This is a genomic window from Oricola nitratireducens, from assembly GCF_014904745.1.
GTDB lineage: Bacteria > Pseudomonadota > Alphaproteobacteria > Rhizobiales > Rhizobiaceae > Oricola > Oricola nitratireducens.
This window is the reverse complement of record NZ_JACZCS010000051.1, coordinates 23,051-43,275: the sequence shown is the minus strand read 5'-3', so window position 1 is coordinate 43,275 and position 20,225 is coordinate 23,051. Positions and strand designations below refer to the sequence as shown.

Here is a 20,225-nt window from a genome sequence, read left to right as displayed (position 1 = left end):
TTGGCTTCCGCGCGATCACATGACATCGCAAACAGGCGCCAAATATTTCTGTTGGACTTCACGTGAGGGGAGACTGCTTTGTCGGTTACAGGTGACGCAAACCAGTCGCATGACGTGGACGGGATCATTGAGGCCGTCAAACAATTCCAGAAAGAGGGAGAAAAGCTCCCGTCCGAGCGAGTGCTGGCCGACCGGTTGAATGTCAAGCGCCACCAGCTGCGCAAGGCGCTAGCCGTGTTGCGCGAGAGCGGAGACCTGCATCAGGTCCAGCCGCGCCGGGTGCCTGCGCCCCATCCCCGCTACAGCGAGGAACTGGTTCGCATCACCAACCCGCTGGAAGTCCTTGAGATGCGCATGCTGATTGAACCCGGCCTTGCGCGCCTTGCATCTCTGCGCGCTTCGGCGCTGGAGATCAAACAGATCAGGGAAGCGGCCAAAACGCCGGAAAACGCAAACTCGGGCGCGGTCGACCTCAGTTTTCATCTGGCGATCGTCAGCGCCGCCCGAAATCATCTCGCGGGCGAATTCTACAAGATGCTGCGCCAGGTGGGCGTGGATTCGCGCGTCCGGGTCGCGCGCTTGACGCCGACGACCTGCCCCAAACGCATCGCCCAGCGCGACCAGGAACACTTGCTGATTGCCGAAGCGATTGCCCAGCGCGATCCGGAAGCGGCAGAAGCCGCCATGCGCGCGCACCTCCAATCCGTACAGCAACAAATCAACGAACGCTCCAGCGCCTACGCCGCATAGTTCTCGTTCGGTTTCCCGGCCGAAAGCGATGCTGGCGAGCGTGCTGACGGTCATCACGTACGCCTGCGATAATTCCCGCCATCCGCCGTTTTCCACGAGGAACACACCCCATGAAGCAACATTACGACGTCCTTGTCATTGGCGCGGGAACGGCGGGATCGGTTGTCGCCGCAAGGCTAAGTGAGGATGCCGGATGCGACGTCTGCCTGATCGAGGCCGGTGATTTTCCATCCGACCCGGATATCCGTGAACCGGGCAAATGGCCTTCCCTGCCCGGTCGCGCCTTCGACTGGGCCTACAGCACCGTTCCGCAGCCCCATACCGCGAACCGCGTTCATGACTGGCCGCGCGGCCGCGTCGTCGGCGGTTCGAGCTGCATGCACGCCATGGCGCATGTGCGCGGCCACCGCGACGACTTCGAAGCCTGGCGGGAAGCCGGTGGCGACCGCTGGTCATATGACGGGTTGTTGCCGGGATTCATACGCAGCGAATCCTTTTCCGCATTCCGGTCGGAAACACGCGGTTCCGCTGGCCCGCTCGATGTCTATCTGCCGGACGATGAAGTCAGCCCTGTCGTCCGCGCCTATATTGCCGCCGGCAACGCCCTCGGTGTTCCGCAACTCAGCGACCACAACAGTGGTCCGATCCTCGGCACATCGCCCAATTCACTGACAATCCGCAACGGCGAACGCGTGAGCCTTGCCGACGCCTACCTGACGGACGAAGTCCTCGCCCGTAACAACCTGACACTCGTCACGGGCTGCGAGATCGAGAACCTTGTCCTGGACGGCGCCAGGGCGACCGGCGTCGTCGCCTTGCGTGACGGTGAGGAACTGACGCTGACCGCCGACAGGATCGTCCTCAGCGCGGGCTCAATCGCCACGCCGCTTCTGCTCATGCGATCAGGCATCGGCGACCGCAAGGTGCTCCGGCAGGCCGACATCAATTGCAAGATCGAGAACCCCGAGATCGGTTCCAACCTGCAGGACCATCTGCTTGTATTGGGCAATGTCTACGCCGCGCGGCAACCGGTACCCGCGTCGAGGCTGCAGCATTCCGAGTCGCTGATGTACCTGAACAGCGCAGACATCACCGAAACGGAAGGGAGCCCGGACATCGTTCTGGCTTGCGTGGTTGCGCCCAGCGTCAGCGCCGAGTTCACACCACCGGCCTTTGGATCGGCCTTCACCATCCTTTGCGGCGTGACGCACCCGACCAGCCGCGGCTCGCTCCGCCCTGGCGGCCCCGGACGCCATGACCATCCGATCATCGACCCGAAATACCTGGATACCGAATACGACCGGACGACCTTCCGCAGGGCTTTCCGGATGGCGCGCCGGATCGGGCATCACGAGGCGCTTGCAGAATGGCGCAAGGCCGAAGCGATTCCAGGCATGGATGCGCAGACGGATGCGGAAATCGACGCATTCATCGCGAACGCCGCCTCGACGCATCACCATCCCTGCGGCACGTGCAGGATGGGCAAGGACGAGCGCGCGGTGGTCGATCCCGACCTGCGCCTGAATGGTCTCGACAACGTCTATGTCGTCGACGCCTCGATCATTCCCAAGATTCCCTGCGGACCGATCAACGCCGCGGTCGTGGCGATCGCGGAGACATGGTCCGCACTGGACATCAACAAGTCCGGGCGGTGAAAATCGCGAGCGGCTCTGCCGCTCAAGGGACCAGGCTTCGACGCGCTTCGTTTACACCGAAGATGTCGGGAGTTCGAACTTCTCACCGCCCACAAATCTTTTCAATGGCTTAGCGGATTGACTTCCAGCATCCGCCACGAAAACTGCCCCGAAACTCCGGGCTTTCGACGTTCGGAAACGGCAGAAAAGCGTCCTTACGTGCCGGAGTCTTTGACTGTCAGATGACGGATTTCGACGCCTTTTCGAAGTCGGCGAACCATCTGTCCTCGATCGCCTTCGCGGCCTCCCGAAGGGACGGTGCCATGCCCGTGCTGTCGGCGCCCCGGGTCACTCCCGGGATATGCCCCTGATAGCTCCAGAACCACGGTCCGGAGGTCGGGCCGTGCGCGTGCAGACAGATGCGTCCGACGTTGCCGCGGTGTTCCGGCGCAGCGCATGCGAAGTCGTGGTTCCTGTCGGGCCACGTGCGCCGCCAGTTCAGCTTGAGTTCGATGTCCGAGTCCTTGCCCATGGCCGTCCAGCATACCGCCCGTACGGGAACGGGGCAAGAACGTCGCCGTACCCGCGCCGCCGATTCGCGTTCGCTGGCTTCCCGGGTCAGGCCGCTTCGTCGGTTTCGACCATTTCGCGGTAAGCCGCGATCTCGACATCGCATCCTAGGATTCCTATCCGATCGGCTTCCTCGACCGCGATGCCAGCGACGAGGAGAACAAGCGCCGCTATCTTGGCGTCGGCGATCCCGACAACCAGGCGCTGCACCACGATCTCTACCACGCATGTGGCCAGGTGCGGAACGGCGAGTCCGAAGGACGCTGGTGGGTGATGGAACATGATCCTCCCCCAATGAGTTGGTCCACCGTTATGTTTAGGAAAACGGAGGATCAAAGATGGGAAACAAGCGACACAAGCCAGAGGAAATTGTCACGAAGCTGCGGCAAGTTGAGGTGCTTGTCGGCCGGGGAATGGCGCGGCCGCGAGCCACTTATCTATCTTCCCTCATCGTCGTTTCGGCCTTGATAGAGTGAATGTTCACTTCGGCGATGGCAGGCGACGTCAGCGCTGCAGAAATACTTTCACTGGCCGTTTCTTGAAATGTACTGGAACGGGGATAACCTTAATTAAGTCTAACCAAATCCCGAGTGAACACAGCATGTTCGTACAGCGTTGCCGCTATACAACCCTGCTAACGCAGTTGTGTAAGTGCATCCGGCACTGGTGAAGAAGCCAGTGCAAGTTTCAAACGCCGTATAGCCGGTTCGATTCCCTGCGCGATCCGCCTGAATTATAGGTGTTATGCTTCGAGTACGATTGCACCTGTCGTGCGTCCGGACTCGAGTTCGGAATGGACGCGGGCGACATCCTCGATCGGCGCTAATTGCGGCGGTGGGATATTTAGGAAACCCCTCTCGATCGCGGAGAACAGCCGCTCAGCCTGCATGGTCATCATCGTTCGGTCGGCGATGTAGTGGCCGTAATTGGGACGTGAAAGAGTCAGCGACTTACTCGCCATCGGTCCGATTTCGCGCGCACCTATGTCGCCCGACGCCTGACCGAAAGAGACGAGATGACCGCGCACTGCGAGCGCCGCCATCGAGGCATCGAAACTGTCCCGGCCGATCGCATCGTAGACAACATCGGCTCCGCGGTCGCCGGTTAGCCGCCTGACGCGGTCGACAAATTCCGGTCCGCGGCCGATGATGACATCGTCGGCTCCGCTCGCTTCCGCCAGCCGCGCCTTCTCCGCATCCGATACCGTGGCGATGACCCGTGCGCCGAGTGCCGCCGCCCACTGGGTAAGCAAGGATCCGACACCGCCCGCTGCGGCGTGGACAACGACCCATTCGCCACGTGCGATCGGGTGGACATCGTGCAGCAGGAAACCGGCGGCCACCCCCTTTAGCAAACCGGCCGCCGCATGTGCCGTATCGAGCCAGTCGGGAATACGCACCACCAAATCGGCGTTCATCGTTCGTACCGAGGCATAAGACCCCGCGGGGGGACAGGCGTAGGCCACCCGGTCGCCTGCGGCGAGATGGGAAACGCCCGATCCCACGCTTTCGACCGTCCCTGCCGCCTCCATGCCCGGAACGCCCGGCGGTGTGACCAGATCGAAGTACCCCGTCCGGCAGTAAACATCGATGAAATTGACCCCGACATGGCTCTGCCGGATCCGGACTTCGCCCGGCCCCGGCGTCGGAACGTCGATGTCGCGCAGCGAAAGGACCTCGGGGCCGCCGTGCCGGTCCATCACTACCGCGCGGGCTTTCAGGCTTCCTGCAGCATCGGTTGCGGGTTCGACTGTGGCTTCAACCGGGTGCACCGGTAGCAGTTTCTCACGTGGCGCAGCCGGCGTGCCTTCTGTTGCGCGCGCGACACGTAGAACACCGTTGCCGCCCTCCCCGGGCCCGGCACGCAATCGCCGCTCGAGACCGCGCATCCCGGCACGGTAGATGTCGTTTGCAACCAAGGCGACGAGTTCGCGCGCCCGGTCGCGCGGCGGGTTGAATTCGCTTTCCCATTGCCAGAACGTGGCGCCGGTATCGGTCACCGGCAGGAGCCGAATCGTCGCGACGTAGCCGTAGAGCGGGATCGGGGAGTCGATCAGGCAGTAGCTGAGTTCATGCAGCTCGTCGTCGAGGCTCAGCAGCTGTTCGCGCAGAAAGCTGCCATCCTTGAGCGTGAAGGCGCGGACGGCGCCGACCGTATCGGCGGGCAAGCCATTCTCGATCTCGCTGTCGTCGATCGCGGGATGCCAGTCCCGATGGCTGTTGAAGTCCCTCAGCCAGCGCCAGACCTCCACGATCGGAACGTCAACGATCGCGCTCTCACGCACCCGCGCCAAGACCGCCCTCCTGTATCTTACGGGTCGGGATCGAAACAACCATCGTCAGCGGCCGCCGAAGGATTGCCTGAGCGCGTTGAAAGCTGCTTGGAACACGTTCTTGCCGATCTGGTCGATCAGCGCCTGCTCGCGCTCCGGGGCGCAGTCGAAGTCTGCCTGCCACTGGGCGAAGGTGACGTTCCCGTCGGTCACCGGCGTGAGCGACAATTTCGCGATATAGTCCTCCACCCCCATCGGGCTTTCGAGGATCGAGTAGGTGCAGCTCATGTCGTAATCGGACAGAGCCAGCAACTGCTCGCGGATAGTGCCGCCGTCGGTCAGGATAAAGTTGCGGATGCACCCCACCTTGTCCGACGGCAGGCCCTGTTCGATCCGGCTTTCGGCGACGAATGGCGTCCATTCGGGCAAGCCGTTGAAATCGCGCACTCGCCGCCAGACACTTGCCGCCGGCGCGGGGATGACGCTCGAGACATAGACGCGAGTCATGACCGACTCCGCTGGTGACTATCGCCTACAACAGCCCTAGCGGTCACGGTCGCGATCCCGGTCGTCGTCATCGCTCGCCGCTTCCGTGCCCTTGGCCTTCTTGCCGTCGGCCTTGTCGACCAGCGAAGCCATGTCCTTGGCATCGCGCAATACGTCGGTCATTCGCCCAATCGAGCCACCCTCGATGCCAATCTCCTTCATCAGGTTATCGATCATCGGGGCCTGGACCCGGTAGCGAAGCGCCGAATCGATCACCTCGTCGGTGACGTTCTTTCGGTTGCCGTCATGCCCGTTCATGCCATCGACATGGAGGATCTTGATGCCCTCGATCTTTTCCATGGGACGGACGCTCTCCCGGACGATACCTTCGAGCCGCTCAAGCAGCTTCTCGCGGATCCGGGCCTGGCGGGCGTTGTCGGACAGCGCATTCTCGCTCTCGTTGAGCGCGCGCTGGCCGTCGGCGTCGACCTTGTAGCGTTCGCTGGCAGCAAGCGCGGCGATCTTTTCGGCTTCCGCTTTGGCGGCAGCCGCGATCTTCTGTGCCTCGGCCAGGCTCTTGGCTGCCTTCATTTCGGCATCGGCACGTCCGGTAACCCGTAGCGTTTCGCGCGCCACTTCCCGCTCGGTGGCAATCCGCTCCGTCAGGCTGCGGCGCTCGGCGATCTCCTTCTCGCGGGTGGTGAGCGCCTGTTCCTCAGCCTGCACGGCCTTGCCCCGGACAGCCGCCGCGGCCGCGAGCGCGGAGGACCGCTCCTGCGATTTCTTGGCCAGTTCCACCGCCTTCTCGATCTCGGCGATCTCGACGGCGCGGTCGCGATTGACCCGTGCGGTCGAGATCTCGCGCTCATTGACGATGCGGGCCTCGGCCACAGCCCGTTCGGTGGCGAGTCGGGCCCGTTCCACCTCCTCGGACATTGCCAGTTCGGCTTCCTCGAAAGCCTGCCGCTTGGCAATCTGCAGGGCGTCGAGCCTGCGTTCCCGTTCGATCCGAACTTCGTCCAGCGCGCGGTCCTGGGCGACACGTTCGGCCTCGGTCAACTGGTTCTGGACGATCTCGTTCCGTTGCTTCTCGGCCTCGGCGCTGGCCAGTTCCACCGCCTTCTCCGCGATGGCGATCTGGCGTTCGAGAGCGTGAATCTCGATCGCCTTCTCGCTTGCGATCTCCCGTTCCCGGCGATCGAGATCGCGGGCAATGCGGACCTTTTCGAGCTCGAGTTCGAGATTGATCTGCTCGCGTTCTGTCTTTTCGCGGCTCTTGATCTCGGCCTCGTCAATTGCGCGGCGGCGCGCGATCTCCCGGCGCTGGGTCTCTTCCTCGGACTTGATGCGCTCGTCGGTGATCGCCCGCTCCTGAGCAAGCCGCGCCTTTTCGACCGCCTCGCGGGATGCTAATTGCGCCTGCTCGCTCTCCTGTTCCTTCAGAGCTCGTTCACGCACCAGTTCGGACCGCTGCGCCGCACGGCGGATTTCAAGTTCCCGCTCCTGTTCGAGACGGGCATATTCCTGGTCCCTGTCGATGTCGAAGACCTGCTTCTGGGCCGCCAGGTTTTGCGTCCGGATCTCCACCAGCGTTCGCTGCTCGATCTCGTTGCGCATCTTGCGCCTAGTCTCTATCGACTCGGTGATCTGAGTGAGGCCCTCGGCGTCGAAGGCGTTGGACGGATCGAAGAACTCGAGCCCAGTCTGGTCAAGATCTGCGATGGCCACGGCGTCGAGGTCGAGTCCGTTGCGGGACAGGGACTGGGAGGCGAGTTCCTTCACCGCGTCGGCATATTCGCCGCGCTGTTCGTGCATTTCCTCGAGTGTCATCCGGGCAGCGACCGTCCGCATGGCCCCGGCGAATTTGCCTTCGAGCAGCGAGATAAGCCCGTCTTCCTGCATGGTGCGGCTACCCAGAGTCTGGGCGGCGGCGGCGACCGCTTCCCGCGACGAGCCGACCTGAACGAAGAACTCGGCTGTGATGTCGACGCGCATGCGGTTGCGGGTGATCAGCGCCTGTTCGTCGCGGCGAGGCACCTCGATCCGCATCACGTTCATGTTCACCGGCGTGATTTCATGCAGGACCGGGATGACAAAGGCGCCACCGTTGACGACCACCTTTTCACCCAGAAAACCGGTGCGGACGAAGGCCACTTCCTTGGTTGATCTCCGATAAAGCCATCTGAGTATGTAGACGGCCACCACAATGGCGATGACGACCACCACCAGCCAGATCAGCGTCTGACCAATCAATTCGCCTGACATTTCTATCCTCCCTTCTCGCGACGACCCGGACCGAACGGTCTCAGAAAGTCACCGCCTTGAACTTCTTCGTCTGTTCGGTCAGTGCGGTTTCCGTTGGCAGCCGTTCCATTGAGGACGCGCCGTAGAAACCGTGACAATTCGTGGCGCGGTTGAGCACGTAGCTCGCATCCTCCGGCGAGGACACCGGACCGCCGTGCACCAGGATGATCGCATCCTTGTTGACCTTCAGCGCCGCTTCCGACCATTCGTCGACAAGCGCCGGGCATTCCTCCAGCTTGAGCGCCGTCTCGGCTCCGATCGAACCGCCCGTCGTCAGCCCGAGATGGCAGACGATGATGTCTGCGCCTGCCTTTGCCATTTCCGCCGCGTCGTCCGGCGAGAAGACGTAGGGCGTGGTCAGAAGATCGAAGTCACGAGCCATGCGGATAACGTCGACTTCCTGTCCGTAGGACATCCCCGTCTCCTCGAGATTGGCCCGGAAGGTCCCGTCGATCAGTCCGACGGTCGGAAAATTCTGGATTCCGGCGAAACCAATATCCTTGAGTTGCCTGAGGAAGGGCTCGAACATGCAGAAGGGGTCTGTGCCGTTCACCCCCGCGAGCACCGGCGTCTTCTTTACTACCGGTAGGATTTCGCTCGCCATCTCGACCACGATCTCGTTGGCGTTGCCGTAGGCAAGCAGGCCCGACAACGAACCGCGGCCGGCCATCCGGTAGCGGCCCGAATTGTAGATGACGATGAGGTCGATGCCGCCTGCCTCTTCGCACTTGGCCGAAAGACCGGTGCCCGCGCCGCCACCGACGATCGGTACCCGGTCGCGCTTCATCTGCTGGAATTTCTCGACCAGTTCTCTTCGTTCAAATCTCGGCACTAGGCAGACCTCCTCATCGGACCGGCGACCGCGGAAAATGCGTTTACGACTGCATCGGAGAATGCCGGATCGTTGATGTTAGCGTTGACGCGAATGACTTGGCGCCGGGCGGTCTGACGTACCGTTCCCTCGATGGCGTCGAATAGAGCCTTGTCGGCGGCGGGTTCAAAAAAAGGCGCTCCGGGCTTGTCGAGAATCGACACTCCGCCCTCGGGAATGAGGAAACGCACCGGCCCTTCCATCTGGTTGATCCGCTCGGCGATCCATTCGCCGAAGGCGCGGTTTTCCTCAGGCGTCGTCCGCATCAGCGTCACGGATGGATTGTGGATGACGAAATTCCGCCCATTGAACCGTTCGGGCACCGTGTCGCGCGCTCCGAAATTGACCATGTCGAGAGCGCCGCAGGATCCGACCCACGGCAGGCCCGTCGCGATCGCCGCCCCGAAACGCTGGCGGTCGCATGGGAAGACGCCGCCGACGATCATGTCGGCGACTTCGGTGGTCGTGATGTCGATAATACCCGCCAGCAGGCCGGAATGGCCAATTGTCTCCATCGCCTTGCCACCGGTGCCGGTCGCGTGGAAGACGAGGCAGTCGTAATCTTGCTCTAGCGATTTCTGCACCGCCTGGACGCAAGGCGTTGTCACGCCAAACATGGTTATGCCGACCGCCGGCCGCGCGCTGGCCTGGCGCGCCGCAATCTCCTCGCCGCTCGGCATCCGCGCGACCATCCCGGCCAGCGCATGAGCCGCGTTGGCGAGCACCCGTTCGGAGATCAGATTGAGCCCCTGAACATCGGTAACCGAATGGAACATGTTGATGTCGGACGCCCCGACATAGGCGCGCGTGTCGCCGGAGGCGACCGTCGAGACCATGACTTTCGGAATGCCGATCGGCAGCGCCCGCATGCCGGCGGTCGCGATCGATGTGCCACCGGATCCACCTGCGGAGATCAGCCCGCCAACACCGCGTTGGGCAGCCATGTAGCGCGCAAATGCCTCGGCCATTGCTGCCACTGACTTGCCCCGGTCGTCGCCGAATACCGCCGATGCCCCCTGTAGATGGTAGCCCGCAACCTGGAGTGGCGTGACATCCGCGCGAGACGGCTTCTGTGAGGTCGACAGATCGATCGTCCGGACCGGGATCCCGAGCTTCTTGAGACAATCGCGTATGTAGCCCAGTTCCTGACCCTTAGTGTCGAAGGTTCCGGCGACAAACGCTATCTTTCCGATCCGCTCCGAATAAGGGATCTGAAAGACCTTCCTGCCGTCCGATTCCGCCGCCGGTTTGCGCCGATCGACCATTTCGTCACGCAGACTGGTCGCCGACAGGTTCCAGCGGTTGGGGATCTGCGAGACGGTCTGGATGGTGCCCGAAGAGGAGGGCGCACCGCCGCGCTCCCCGCGCGAGACGACAAAAACTCCGGCCATCCGTTCGGCGGCACTCTCGCGAGGCGCGGCTGCTTCCAGGACCGGTTCTTCCAGCTCATCGGCATGCCGCCCGACCCCCAGGAGGCGTTGCTGAAGATCGCGGTCGGCGGCGAGAACGCTCGCTTCCATCGTCCGGTTGATCTGGCCGTTGACCATGATCGCGACCGTGTCGGACACCGAGGTCGCGACGCCGATGTTCTGCTCGATGACGAGGATCGCCATGTCGCCGTCATGACCGAGTTGCAGCAGCATGTCGGCGACCTGGTCGACGATGACCGGTGCCAACCCTTCCGTTGGCTCGTCCATCACCAGGAGCTTAGGATTGGCGAGAAGCGCGCGCGAGATAGCCAGCATCTGCTGTTCGCCGCCAGACAACTGGGAACCGCCATTGGTCCGCCGCTCGTGGAGTCGCGGAAAGGTCTGGTAGACGCGGTCGAGGGTCCAGGCGGCATCGTTCCCGCCGGCTGCGGCGAGCCGCAAATGCTCGTCGACGCTGAGGCTCGGCCAGACCCGCCGTCCCTGAGGCACATATGCGACGCCGGCATTGTGGATCTGGTGCGGCTCGAGGCGCGAAATCTCGCGACCATGCAGCCGGATCGAGCCTGAGCGGGCTTCCTTGAGCCCCGTGATCGTATTGCAGAGCGTTGTCTTGCCCATGCCGTTGCGGCCGACAACGCTCATTACGCCCGCCTCCAGCGAAAGGGAGACGCCCTGGACCACATGCGCTTCGCCGTAGAAGACGTGCAGGTCGTCGATCGCCAGCGCCGCGCGCGGTCTGGTTTCCGGCCGTCTAGCCATGCCGGTGCCCTCCTCCAAGATAGATTTCCTGGACGGTCGGATCGTTCTCGATCTCCTCGGGCGTGCCCTCCTTGAATAGCCGACCATTGTGCATCATCGAGACGTATTCGGAGACGCGGAGCGCTACGTCGAGGTCGTGCTCGATAATGATGTAGCCGATGTGTTTCGGCAGGGCGTTGAGGATGTCGATCAGGTCTCGCCGTTCGGTCGGCGACAGGCCGGCCGCCGGCTCGTCGAAGAGGATGAAGCGCGGCGCGCCGGCCAGCGCAAGCGCGATTTCGAGTTGCCGCTGCTGGCCGTGCGAGAGCGTGCCGACCATCGCATCCTTCTCTCCGTCGAGATGGACCGCATGCACGATCGATTCCGCCTGCGCCATCGCCCCGTCGGAGGCCCTCGGCCTCAACAGGGAATACCGGCGGCGCGAAACGCCACGACAGGCGAGATATACCGATTCAAGCACCGTGAGATTGGTGAAGAGTTGCGAAATCTGGTAGGTGCGACGAAGCCCGCGGCGTATCCGTTCGTGGGCGGCGAGCGTGGTGATGTCCTCGCCAAAGAAGCGGATGGTACCGCTCGTCGGGTTGAAGTCGCCCGTGATCGTGTTGAACAGCGTGGTCTTTCCCGCACCGTTCGAGCCGAGGACCGCGCGCCGTTCCCCGGCCGCGATCCTCATCGATATGCCAGAGAGGGCCGCCAGCGCCCCGAACTGCCGGCCGACGCCATCGAGTTCCAGCGCGTTGGTGCCGGTTCCCTGCAAGCGTGATGCGGCGACATTCGTTGCCATGGTCGGGCCCTCTTCTGTCCGTGCGCCTTACGGGCAGCTCGGGTTTTCGCGGCTGACCGCGCCGAGCGCCAGGAACTCGTCCTTCGGGATACCGAGCGTCTGGTTGACCTGCGGCGTAACCTTGATGAGCTTGTTGACGAGCGTTCCGTCGCCGGCTTCGGTCACTTCCGTCAGGAACATGTCGGCGATCGCGTTGCGATTCTCGTCCAGCGACACCTTGCCGGTCGGCGTCTCGAATTCGAGGCCCGACAAGACCTCGCGCAACTTCTTGCCGCCGTCAGAAACGTCACCATTGACTTCCTGGAGCCCCAGAAGCGCCGCCTTCATGTTGATGTAATAGGCATGGGCGAACAGCGACGGTGACGGGAACGCGCCGTTCTGCTTCTTGTAGGCTTCGGAGAATTCCTTCCAGGCCGGATCGTCATTGGTGTCGGCGGTCGGACCGGCCGCCGGCGTGCCGACCAGCACGTCATGCAGGCGCCCCTTGGCTGTCAGCACGGTCTGGTCCACCGTGATGGAACCGCCGATAAGCGGCGCCTGGCCACCGGCGTCGTTGTACTGGGACAGGAAGTTGACGGCGTCCGCTCCGCCGAGCGCGACATAGATGGCGTCGACGTCGTCCGGAATGGCCGCGATGACTGAGGAATAGTCCTTGTTGCCGATCGGCACCCAGGATTTCGACGGAACGTGACCACCGGCCTTGCAGAACTCGGCCATGAAGCCGAAGACCTGCGTGTAGGGGAAGGAATAGTCTTCCGCCACCGTGGCCACCGTCTTGTAGCCCTTCTCGTTGAACGCGTAGTCGCCGAGACCCGCCATCCATTGCGCGCCGTCGGTCGAGAAGCGGAAGAAATTCGACGCCGGATCACGCAGCGTCGTGTCCTGCGCGGCCGAGCTGCCGTTGAGGAATGTCACGTCCGGCTGGGTCTTGGCATAGTCCTTGATGGCGATGCCCTCGTCGCCGGAAAGCGGCCCGATGAGAACCTTCACGCCGTCCTGCTCAACGAGCTTGCGCGCAGCGCGCACAGCGCTGTCCGGGGACGCGTCCGACGATCCCTTGACGATCTCGATGTCCTTGCCGGCGACCTTGCCGCCGAACTCGTCGACCGCGGTCATCGCGCCGCGTTCACTGTCCTCGCCGAGAACCGTAAAGGCGCCTTCGAACGTGGCCAGCAGTCCGATCTTGATAGATTCGGCCTGCGCCACGGCGAGTGTCGGAGCGCTCATGCCAGTTGCCAACGCAAGCGCAAGCAGTGTGCGTCTGTTGATGTTCATGCATTCCTCCCTTGGTTTTCACTTTTGTTCGCGGCCTTTTTGAACGACCGCCAATTATCCCGGCCCTCTTGCGGTTTGAACCGCTCCCACAGACCGAGAATTCCATCCGGTGATATGAAGACGATCACCAGAAAAACGAGACCGATGAGCGTATTGAATCGCTCCGCACCGACGAGATCGATCGCGAACGTCTGCATCAGGACCACAATGACAGCTCCAAGAAACGGTCCGATCGGGTGACGAAGGCCGCCGATGATGGCAATGACGAGGATATTGATCGACGGCCCGACGGCGATGGTTCCGGGCGAGATCCGCCCGTTGAACCAGACGAGCAGTATGCCCGCAGCCCCCGCGATCAGGCCCGCCAACCACCAGGCGAAGACCTTGTGCGCGGTCACGTTGAAGCCGATGGCGCGCATTCGGCGCTGGTTGTCGCGGATCGCCTGGAGGGTCAGGCCGAAAGTCGAGCGCGCCCCGTAAAGGACGGCGACATAGGCGACGACCGCATTGGCGAGACACAGGTAATAGAACGGCACCGGATCGCGCCAGTAGACGCCAAAGAATTCCGGCGCCCGCAGACCGTTGTAGCCGGGAAAACCGTTGAACAGCGCGTAATTTTGCTGGGCGAAATAGAAGCAGGCCGTCGCGACCGCCAGCGTGATCATGATGGTGTAGATGCCCTCGGTCCTAACCGCGATCCATCCGATCAGGGCCGACATCATTGACGCGATCATGATGGCGAGCGGCCCGTAGATCCACCAAGGCCAGCCAAAGCCATAGACCCCCGAATTGTTCTCGCCAAAAATTGCGACCACATAGCCGGCCGCCCCTGCCACCGTGATCTGCGCCAGTGACACCATACCCCCGTAACCAGCCAGCAACATCAGCGACAGCGCGATCATCCCGAGAACCAGCGAATAGCCGCCGATTTGGGTGAGGAAGAAATCGCTCGCCATGGCCGGGTAGATGAGTAGGAACAAGGCAAGCAGGATATGGCCGATACCGGCCTTCTCGATCCAGTTCTGCGACTGGAGTCGGTTCCGCGTCGGATTGAGGGTTAAGTCCGTCACATCGACCTCCCCATGATGCCGTGGGGCCGGATCGCCAAGGTGACGACCATGATGACGAAGGTCAGCACGACACCGTAGGTCGGGAAGTAGACGAGGCCGATCTGCTCGGCGAGGCCGATGATCAGCGCGCCGATTGCCGCACCGGTGATCGAGCCCATGCCGCCGACGATGACGACGACGAGAGACGCGAGCAGGTAACGTACGTCCTCGCCGGGCGCGACGGAGAGCGCCGAGCCGCCGACGACACCGGCCAGGCCTGCGAGCCCCGCACCGAGCGCGAAGACGATTGCGAAGACGAAGTGGACGTTGACGCCCGAGGCCGAAAGCATGTCGCGGTCGTCGACCCCGGCGCGGATCATCGAGCCGATCCGCGTGCGGTTGATGAGCAGCCAGAGCCCGATGCCAATGACAATCGCCGACAAAAGCACGACCAGTCGGTAAAACGGGTAGACGAGAAAGACTTCCGTGCCGTTCGACCGCACTGCGGTCACCACGGGCAACTTGATCGCACCGCTAAGCCAACCCGGCGTCAGGATCTGATAGGTGGTGCCACCCCAATAGGCGAGCATCAGATCGGCAGCGACCACCGAAATGCCGATCGTGACGAGCGTCTGGCGCAAATCGTCGCCCTCGAGCCGCCGGAAGACGAGGATCTGCATGACAAGCCCGACCACCGCGAGAATGATGAAACCCGCCGCCACGCCGATCAACCAGTAGCCCGTCCATTCAGCGAATTCGTAGCCGATATAGGCGCCCAAGAGGTAGAGCGATCCGTGCGCGAGGTTGACGTTGCGCATCAGCCCGAAAACCAGCGTGAAACCGCTGGCGACGAGAAAATAGAGTCCGGCGAGCGTCAGCCCGTTCAGGATAGCCGACAGGAACGCCTTCTTGGAGATCAGGATCGAATTCAGCCAATCGGGCCATTGCGCGAAAACCATCCAAATCAAGACAGCCGCGATCACGAGCACGGCGATGCCCCAAACCTGACGACGGGTCATGCCCTGGCTCTGGGCGAGCGGATTGGAGTGGCTGCCGGATGTATCGACCATGGCGGATCAGGCTGTCAGCCGGCGGCGGGTTTCGTTGGCACGCGGCGCTTTATGGAATTTACCGTCCTTCATGATGGCAAGAATTCGGTCCCTGTTCTGCAGGATGCGGACATCAGCCAGCGGATCCCCGTCAATCAGCAGGAGGTCGGCCAGGTAGCCTTCCTTGATCATGCCGAGTTCGGATTCCATGTTCATTATCTCGCCGCCATATTTCGTCGCGGCCTGGATCGCTTCCATCGGCGAGAAGCCGAGTATTTCGACGAATGTCTGAATGTCCTTGGCATTGGTGCCCTGTGGGGTCCACGCGAAGCCGTAATCGCCGCCGATACAGATGCGAATGCCGCGACGGTGCATCTTCTTCATCGTGTCGATGCACATCTCCAGTTCCCGCTCGTAGAGCATCGAGATTTGCGAACCGGGCTTGATGCCCCACTCCTCTGCATGGCGGGCCGTATTGATCAGCCAGGCAATCCCCGGCGCAACGATATGCCTGTCGCGGGCCGCTTCCAGTGCATCAAGCGCTTCTTCGTTGGCGAACGAGGCGTGGTAGATGTTCTGAATGCCGTGGCGAATACATTGCATCACTGAGCCCGATGAACGGGCATGGGCGGAAAGTACGCGATTTCGGCAGCGCGCCTCGGAAGCCGCCATTGCCACTTCCTCTTCCGCCATCGGCGTTTCCTCAGCACCCATGCCGGTTATCTCCTCGCCGGACAGGTTGAGCTTGATGGAATCCACGCCGTATTTGATCAGTGTGCGGACAACCCGCCGCACTTCCTCGGGCCCCGAAACCACGATCCCGAGATTGAGCCCTTCGTGTGGAATGTGCGAAGGCGCGGAATCACCCAGACCACCGACGGTGGTTATCTCCGGACCCGCGGCGAGATAGCGCGGTCCGGGGAAGCGCCCCTCATTGATGAAGCGTTTGGCGACCACATCGAGACGTGGCTTGGCAGCTGCTGCACCCCGACCCGCGGTGAAGCCGGCATCGAGCACCAGCTTCGCCATCTCCATGGTCACCAGCATGTGCTCCTCGAGTTCCATCATCTGGATGGGGTCGATGCCAGGCGCGTTATTCCAGGACAGGTGAAGGTGGGCATCGATCATACCCGGCATCAACGTCGCGCCCATGCCGTCGATCACGGTCGCGCCGGTCGATGTCACCGGTTGTGACAAGCGCGAAGAACCGCGGGTGATTTGTTTGATCCGGTTGCCTTGGACAAGCACCTCGCCCGAATAGGGCATCTCGCCGGTGGCATCGAGAATGCGCACATTAGTGAACAGGACGGAACCGCCGTTCCCGTTCCAGCTGTTCGAATAGTCAGCCATTCGTTCCTCCCTTGCTCCGCCGGCTCTCCCGGGCCTGGCGGCAATTGTTATTGCGCATCGGTCATGCTCTCCCGACGAATTCGGCGATTAGCCGCCTGCAGTCGGCCGGCTTTTCTATCGGCGTCCAGTGGCCACAGCCCGGCAGGATCACCGCCCTGCCGTGTCCCACCTCATCAGCCAACTGATGAGCGACGGAGGGCGGCCCCACAGCATCTTCCTCACCCGTCACAACCAGAACCGGCATTTTCAGCGCCCTGACGTCTGCCTTGTTGGCGCCGGCAAGCGCCTCGCATGACTTGGCGAAACCCTCGTTGTCTTGACGCATGTGGCTTTCACGCACGAAGGCGACCGCCGCGGAATTTGTTTCGTCGGAGCCTGATGCCAGTCCCGCCGCTGCAACCTGGTCGGCGACCACGGCCATACCCTCGTCTCGGGCCAGTTGCGCCCTACCCTTGAGGCGTTCGCGCGCCGAGTCGGCCGGCTCGATAATGGGACCGAAAAGGGTAAGCGTGCGGGCCAAGGCGGGCCGTGCCTGAGCCACGTGTTGGGCGACAAGCGATCCAAAGGAATGGCCGACGAGATCGGCTTCGTCGATGCCAAGATCGGAGCACGCCTTGATGATTGCATCGACGATTGATCGAACGTCGAGCGCTCCCCGTGGCGTCTGCGACCGACCGGCGCCTGGCAGGTCCGGACGCACGACCCGTCGCCCCCGAAGCGCCGGCATCAACGGCTGGAACGAGTTCGATGTCGCGCCAAGCCCGTGGAGAAGGATTATCGCCGGCCCCTCCCCGTCCTGTTCGATGCTCATTCCGGCGGTTACCGTTGTCGTCATGGCCGACGCTCCGAGAACCGGTTTTCGAGTGTACCAATGCCGGAAATGTCGACTCGAACCACGTCGCCGTCGCGCAGGTATTTTGGCGGCTTGAAACCGATACCCACGCCTTCCGGCGTTCCTGTCGCAATGATGTCGCCTGGCTTGAGCGTCACACCAGCAGAAATCGTCGCGATAATGGTCGGTACGTCGAAGATCAGGTCGCGTGTGTTGGCGTTTTGGCGCATCTCGCCATTCACCCAACTCGTCACGGCGGTATCAGAAATGTCGATCTCATCGGCAGTTACTGCGAAAGGCCCCATCGGACAGAAGGTGTCCTGCGACTTGCCGATCAACCACTGGCTATACTTGCCTTGCAGGTCGCGGGCCGTGACATCGTTGATGATTGTGTAGCCCCAGACATGTTCCATCGCATCTTCCGCGCGGATACCCCTCCCGCCCTTGCCGATAATGACTGCAAGCTCAGCCTCGTAGTCGATGGCGTCGGAAATCTTTGGATCGATGATAACCGGCATGCCCGAGGCGATCACGGTCTCGGGCACCTTTGAAAAGATGATCGGGTGAGCCGGCACCTCGCTTTGGGCAGCCGACGAATCGAAACCGCTGCGCGAAAATTCGCGGGCATGGGCGTGATAGTTCTTGCCGACGCAGAAGATGTTGCGGCACGGCCGCGGGAACGGCGCTTCCACTTCGACTTCGGACAGGGGTAGCGGCGACAGGGTTGCAAGCGTCGTTGGATCCTTGCCGATCAGCGCCAAGACGCCATGCTCGGCCTCTTCCATCGAAAGCGCGACCGGAGCGATCGATTGCCCGTCTTCGCTGACGATACCGACACGCCTCTCCCCGGCATGCCTGATCGAGGCTACCCTCATGCTTGATCCTCCCATATGCACCAATTTTCCATTGGCTTATTATTGAAGTTAGCTTATGGGGACCAATCTGGCGCTGCAAGTACGTATTCATTGAATAATTTGCGCCAATGTGCAGAAAGTTGGACGAATTGGTTCGCTTTAAGTGAACCATTCCTGGATTGGATCACCGGAGCAGACCGTTATGCCCGTCAAGAAAGCACCGATGCTGAGCGCGGACTTGCAACACCGGCTTGAAGGCGGCGAATGGCTGCCGGGAGAACTGATGCCAAACGAGCGGGCATTGGCGAGCGAATACGGCGTGGCCCGGAACACGGTTCGCAAAATATTGGCGCAGATGGAGGAGGACGGGCTTATCGAGCGGCAGGTCGGTCGCGGAACCATCGTGCTTGACCGGCCCGATACGCAGTTCACCGACATACTAGATCATTTTCTAGACGCAAGCCCGATCGACATCCTCAACCTGCGCATTTTCATCGAGCCCCATTGCGCCGAGGCCGCGGCGCGAAACGCCTCGTCCGCCGAACTCGAAGCGATCCTCGATGCGGACACGAAATGCGCCGAAGCCACCGATCTCGTCAAGTATGAGCACTGGGACAGCCAGTTCCACAAGCGCATCTACCAAGCGGCACACAACGCCTTCCTCACCGACTTCTTCGATCTCCTGTCGATCATCCGCTATCAGCGCCCGATGATGGAAATACGCCGCCGATCGTTCACCGAGGAACGTCGGCTCGCCTACGATCGCGAACATGAGGAAATCGTCACCGCGCTCCGGAACTGGGACGGCAAAGCGGCGGCGCACGCCATGCGTAATCATCTCCTGTCCCGTCGCCGCAACTATTTCGGTCAGTAGATTCGTTTTAGGAGATCAAATTTCATGCCCGCCCATCCGAAGCTCCGCAATATCGTCTCCACCGCCGGCACGACACGCGATTTCATCGCTATTCTCAAGCGGCTGGCAGGTGCCAGCCCGGCAGACATCCTGGCTGTACGCCTGATCATCGAGCCCCAAGCAGCAGCTGCAGTTGTATCGAGCGCGACCGGTGCCGAAATCAAACTGATACGCGATGCCCACGAACACGCAGTAAGCGCGGAAGACCTCGCCAGCTTCGAACGCTGGGATGCCGAGTTGCATAGTCGCATCTACGCTGCCACGCGGAACGAACTTTTGATCAGTTTGAACAACTTGCTCGGCGACATCCGCAACCGTACGCCTTGGATCCGATTGAAGAAGAAAGTAATCACGGAGGCCAAACGCAGGGAATATTGCGGCCATCACGAGGAAATCGTTGAGGCGATCGCCCGGCGCGATTCCGATAGCGCGTCGGCGGCCATGGACCGTCACATCTCGATCATCATCGAGGATCTGTTTCCCCGTCAAATCTCGACAATACGCCGCCTTTGAAATTGCACACACAGTGGGGCGCGTCGAAAAACCTTCGCAGACGTGCCGTGAAAGCGTTACTCCAAATGTCCGGCCGCCTTGGCATCCGGTTCCCAAGTCGCGCCCAGGAGCGCATAGAGAGCTCTTTCATTCCGCACGAGATCGGCCAGCGTGTACTTGTCGAAGACCGCAAGCCAGGCTTCGAGCGCTTCCTTCACCACCGTTTTCAAGCGGCATGACGGAGAAATCAGGCATGCTCCGCCGTCCTCCTGCAGACATTCGACCAGCGCGAAATCCGCTTCCATCCGGCGAATGACGCTACCCAGGTTGATGTCTGCCGGAACGATCGCAAGACGTATGCCACCGGATCGTCCGCGGGTCGCTTCGATGAGCCCGGACTTGCGGAGCCTCGCTGCCACTTTCAGAAGGTGGTTGCGAGACAGGCCGAAGCGTTCGGCGACGTCGTTGACCGTACACGGGCGGCCGTTGCCCACAGCGAGATGGATCAGCATTCTGAGCGCATAATCCGTATGGGATGTCATCCGCATAAA

19 protein-coding genes and 1 tRNA gene are annotated in these 20,225 nt (G+C 61.9%); 5 read left to right on the top strand and 15 right to left on the bottom strand.

Annotated features, from left to right (window positions below):
* Positions 1-78: 78 nt before the first annotated feature.
* The 3 genes from IG169_RS22640 (at position 79) to IG169_RS22630 (ending at position 2,497) form a co-directional block, all read left to right on the top strand.
* Positions 79-750 (top strand): FadR/GntR family transcriptional regulator, encoded by a 672-nt coding sequence (locus IG169_RS22640; protein ID WP_193178543.1) that lies wholly within the window; start codon positions 79-81, stop codon positions 748-750.
* A gap of 110 nt (positions 751-860) precedes the next feature.
* Positions 861-2,405, top strand: a complete 1,545-nt coding sequence (locus IG169_RS22635; protein ID WP_193178542.1) for a GMC family oxidoreductase — start codon at positions 861-863, stop codon at positions 2,403-2,405.
* Positions 2,397-2,497, top strand: a tRNA-Val gene (locus IG169_RS22630). Before IG169_RS22635 ends, IG169_RS22630 begins: the two co-directional genes overlap by 9 nt.
* A 125-nt stretch (positions 2,498-2,622) precedes the next feature.
* Here IG169_RS22630 and IG169_RS22625 read toward each other — a convergent pair.
* From IG169_RS22625 to IG169_RS22560, 14 genes are all read right to left on the bottom strand, one after another.
* A complete protein-coding gene (locus tag IG169_RS22625) occupies positions 2,623-2,916 on the bottom strand; it encodes a hypothetical protein (protein WP_193178541.1) in 294 nt (97 codons plus the stop codon).
* An 86-nt stretch (positions 2,917-3,002) separates the two neighbouring features.
* Positions 3,003-3,236 carry a hypothetical protein gene (locus IG169_RS22620; protein ID WP_193178540.1) on the bottom strand — a complete coding sequence of 78 codons (234 nt, stop codon included), beginning with the start codon at positions 3,234-3,236 and terminating at the stop codon, positions 3,003-3,005.
* A gap of 460 nt (positions 3,237-3,696) precedes the next feature.
* Positions 3,697-5,238, bottom strand: a complete 1,542-nt coding sequence (locus IG169_RS22615) for a zinc-binding dehydrogenase (protein ID WP_343225698.1) — start codon at positions 5,236-5,238, stop codon at positions 3,697-3,699.
* 54 nt (positions 5,239-5,292) lie between these two features.
* The gene (locus IG169_RS22610; RefSeq protein WP_193178538.1) at positions 5,293-5,733 is read right to left on the bottom strand and encodes an SRPBCC family protein; all 441 of its coding nucleotides are present in this window, start codon (positions 5,731-5,733) and stop codon (positions 5,293-5,295) included.
* 36 nt (positions 5,734-5,769) lie between these two features.
* Positions 5,770-7,977 (bottom strand): flotillin family protein, encoded by a 2,208-nt coding sequence (locus IG169_RS22605; protein ID WP_193178537.1) that lies wholly within the window; start codon positions 7,975-7,977, stop codon positions 5,770-5,772.
* A gap of 40 nt (positions 7,978-8,017) precedes the next feature.
* Positions 8,018-8,848, bottom strand: a complete 831-nt coding sequence (locus tag IG169_RS22600) for a phosphoenolpyruvate hydrolase family protein (protein WP_193178536.1) — start codon at positions 8,846-8,848, stop codon at positions 8,018-8,020.
* Positions 8,848-11,076, bottom strand: coding sequence for an ABC transporter permease (locus IG169_RS22595; RefSeq protein WP_193178535.1), 2,229 nt, complete (start codon positions 11,074-11,076; stop codon positions 8,848-8,850). The genes IG169_RS22600 and IG169_RS22595 overlap by 1 nt, the downstream gene beginning before the upstream one ends.
* Positions 11,069-11,860, bottom strand: coding sequence for an ABC transporter ATP-binding protein (locus tag IG169_RS22590; protein ID WP_193178534.1), 792 nt, complete (start codon positions 11,858-11,860; stop codon positions 11,069-11,071). Before IG169_RS22590 ends, IG169_RS22595 begins: the two co-directional genes overlap by 8 nt.
* A gap of 27 nt (positions 11,861-11,887) precedes the next feature.
* Complete coding sequence (locus IG169_RS22585; protein ID WP_193178533.1) at positions 11,888-13,135, bottom strand: ABC transporter substrate-binding protein; 1,248 nt, start codon at positions 13,133-13,135, stop codon at positions 11,888-11,890.
* Complete coding sequence (locus IG169_RS22580) at positions 13,132-14,205, bottom strand: branched-chain amino acid ABC transporter permease (RefSeq protein ID WP_343225695.1); 1,074 nt, start codon at positions 14,203-14,205, stop codon at positions 13,132-13,134. Before IG169_RS22580 ends, IG169_RS22585 begins: the two co-directional genes overlap by 4 nt.
* On the bottom strand, positions 14,202-15,254 hold the full coding sequence (locus tag IG169_RS22575; protein ID WP_428982280.1) for a branched-chain amino acid ABC transporter permease: 1,053 nt from the start codon (positions 15,252-15,254) through the stop codon (positions 14,202-14,204). Before IG169_RS22575 ends, IG169_RS22580 begins: the two co-directional genes overlap by 4 nt.
* A 6-nt stretch (positions 15,255-15,260) precedes the next feature.
* Positions 15,261-16,583, bottom strand: coding sequence for a metal-dependent hydrolase family protein (locus tag IG169_RS22570; protein ID WP_193178532.1), 1,323 nt, complete (start codon positions 16,581-16,583; stop codon positions 15,261-15,263).
* A gap of 61 nt (positions 16,584-16,644) precedes the next feature.
* On the bottom strand, positions 16,645-17,418 hold the full coding sequence (locus tag IG169_RS22565) for an alpha/beta fold hydrolase (protein ID WP_193178531.1): 774 nt from the start codon (positions 17,416-17,418) through the stop codon (positions 16,645-16,647).
* Complete coding sequence (locus IG169_RS22560) at positions 17,415-18,200, bottom strand: fumarylacetoacetate hydrolase family protein (RefSeq protein ID WP_246717528.1); 786 nt, start codon at positions 18,198-18,200, stop codon at positions 17,415-17,417. The genes IG169_RS22565 and IG169_RS22560 overlap by 4 nt, the downstream gene beginning before the upstream one ends.
* Before the next feature lie 271 nt (positions 18,201-18,471).
* Between IG169_RS22560 and IG169_RS22555 the strand changes: the two genes are divergently transcribed.
* Positions 18,472-19,143, top strand: coding sequence for a FadR/GntR family transcriptional regulator (locus tag IG169_RS22555; protein ID WP_193178529.1), 672 nt, complete (start codon positions 18,472-18,474; stop codon positions 19,141-19,143).
* A 24-nt stretch (positions 19,144-19,167) separates the two neighbouring features.
* Positions 19,168-19,695, top strand: coding sequence for a FadR/GntR family transcriptional regulator (locus IG169_RS22550; RefSeq protein WP_193178528.1), 528 nt, complete (start codon positions 19,168-19,170; stop codon positions 19,693-19,695).
* A 56-nt stretch (positions 19,696-19,751) separates the two neighbouring features.
* Here the strand turns inward: IG169_RS22550 and IG169_RS22545 are convergent, their stop codons facing one another.
* Positions 19,752-20,216 (bottom strand): RrF2 family transcriptional regulator, encoded by a 465-nt coding sequence (locus IG169_RS22545; protein ID WP_281435963.1) that lies wholly within the window; start codon positions 20,214-20,216, stop codon positions 19,752-19,754.
* Between the last annotated feature and the right edge of the window lie 9 nt (positions 20,217-20,225).

What these genes read in the sequence shown, in the direction of transcription:
- IG169_RS22570 (WP_193178532.1), bottom strand. Translation starts at nt 16,583, where the DNA reads ATGGCTGACTATTCGAACAGCTGGAACGGGAACGGCGGTTCCGTCCTG.
- IG169_RS22620 (WP_193178540.1), bottom strand. Translation starts at nt 3,236, where the DNA reads ATGTTCCATCACCCACCAGCGTCCTTCGGACTCGCCGTTCCGCACCTG.
- IG169_RS22565 (WP_193178531.1), bottom strand. Translation starts at nt 17,418, where the DNA reads ATGACGACAACGGTAACCGCCGGAATGAGCATCGAACAGGACGGGGAG.
- IG169_RS22625 (WP_193178541.1), bottom strand. Translation starts at nt 2,916, where the DNA reads ATGGGCAAGGACTCGGACATCGAACTCAAGCTGAACTGGCGGCGCACG.
- IG169_RS22610 (WP_193178538.1), bottom strand. Translation starts at nt 5,733, where the DNA reads ATGACTCGCGTCTATGTCTCGAGCGTCATCCCCGCGCCGGCGGCAAGT.
- IG169_RS22635 (WP_193178542.1), top strand. Translation starts at nt 861, where the DNA reads ATGAAGCAACATTACGACGTCCTTGTCATTGGCGCGGGAACGGCGGGA.
- IG169_RS22560 (WP_246717528.1), bottom strand. Translation starts at nt 18,200, where the DNA reads ATGGAAGAGGCCGAGCATGGCGTCTTGGCGCTGATCGGCAAGGATCCA.
- IG169_RS22550 (WP_193178528.1), top strand. Translation starts at nt 19,168, where the DNA reads ATGCCCGCCCATCCGAAGCTCCGCAATATCGTCTCCACCGCCGGCACG.
- IG169_RS22605 (WP_193178537.1), bottom strand. Translation starts at nt 7,977, where the DNA reads ATGTCAGGCGAATTGATTGGTCAGACGCTGATCTGGCTGGTGGTGGTC.
- IG169_RS22585 (WP_193178533.1), bottom strand. Translation starts at nt 13,135, where the DNA reads ATGAACATCAACAGACGCACACTGCTTGCGCTTGCGTTGGCAACTGGC.
- IG169_RS22595 (WP_193178535.1), bottom strand. Translation starts at nt 11,076, where the DNA reads ATGGCTAGACGGCCGGAAACCAGACCGCGCGCGGCGCTGGCGATCGAC.
- IG169_RS22590 (WP_193178534.1), bottom strand. Translation starts at nt 11,860, where the DNA reads ATGGCAACGAATGTCGCCGCATCACGCTTGCAGGGAACCGGCACCAAC.
- IG169_RS22545 (WP_281435963.1), bottom strand. Translation starts at nt 20,216, where the DNA reads ATGACATCCCATACGGATTATGCGCTCAGAATGCTGATCCATCTCGCT.
- IG169_RS22575 (WP_428982280.1), bottom strand. Translation starts at nt 15,254, where the DNA reads ATGGTCGATACATCCGGCAGCCACTCCAATCCGCTCGCCCAGAGCCAG.
- IG169_RS22555 (WP_193178529.1), top strand. Translation starts at nt 18,472, where the DNA reads ATGCCCGTCAAGAAAGCACCGATGCTGAGCGCGGACTTGCAACACCGG.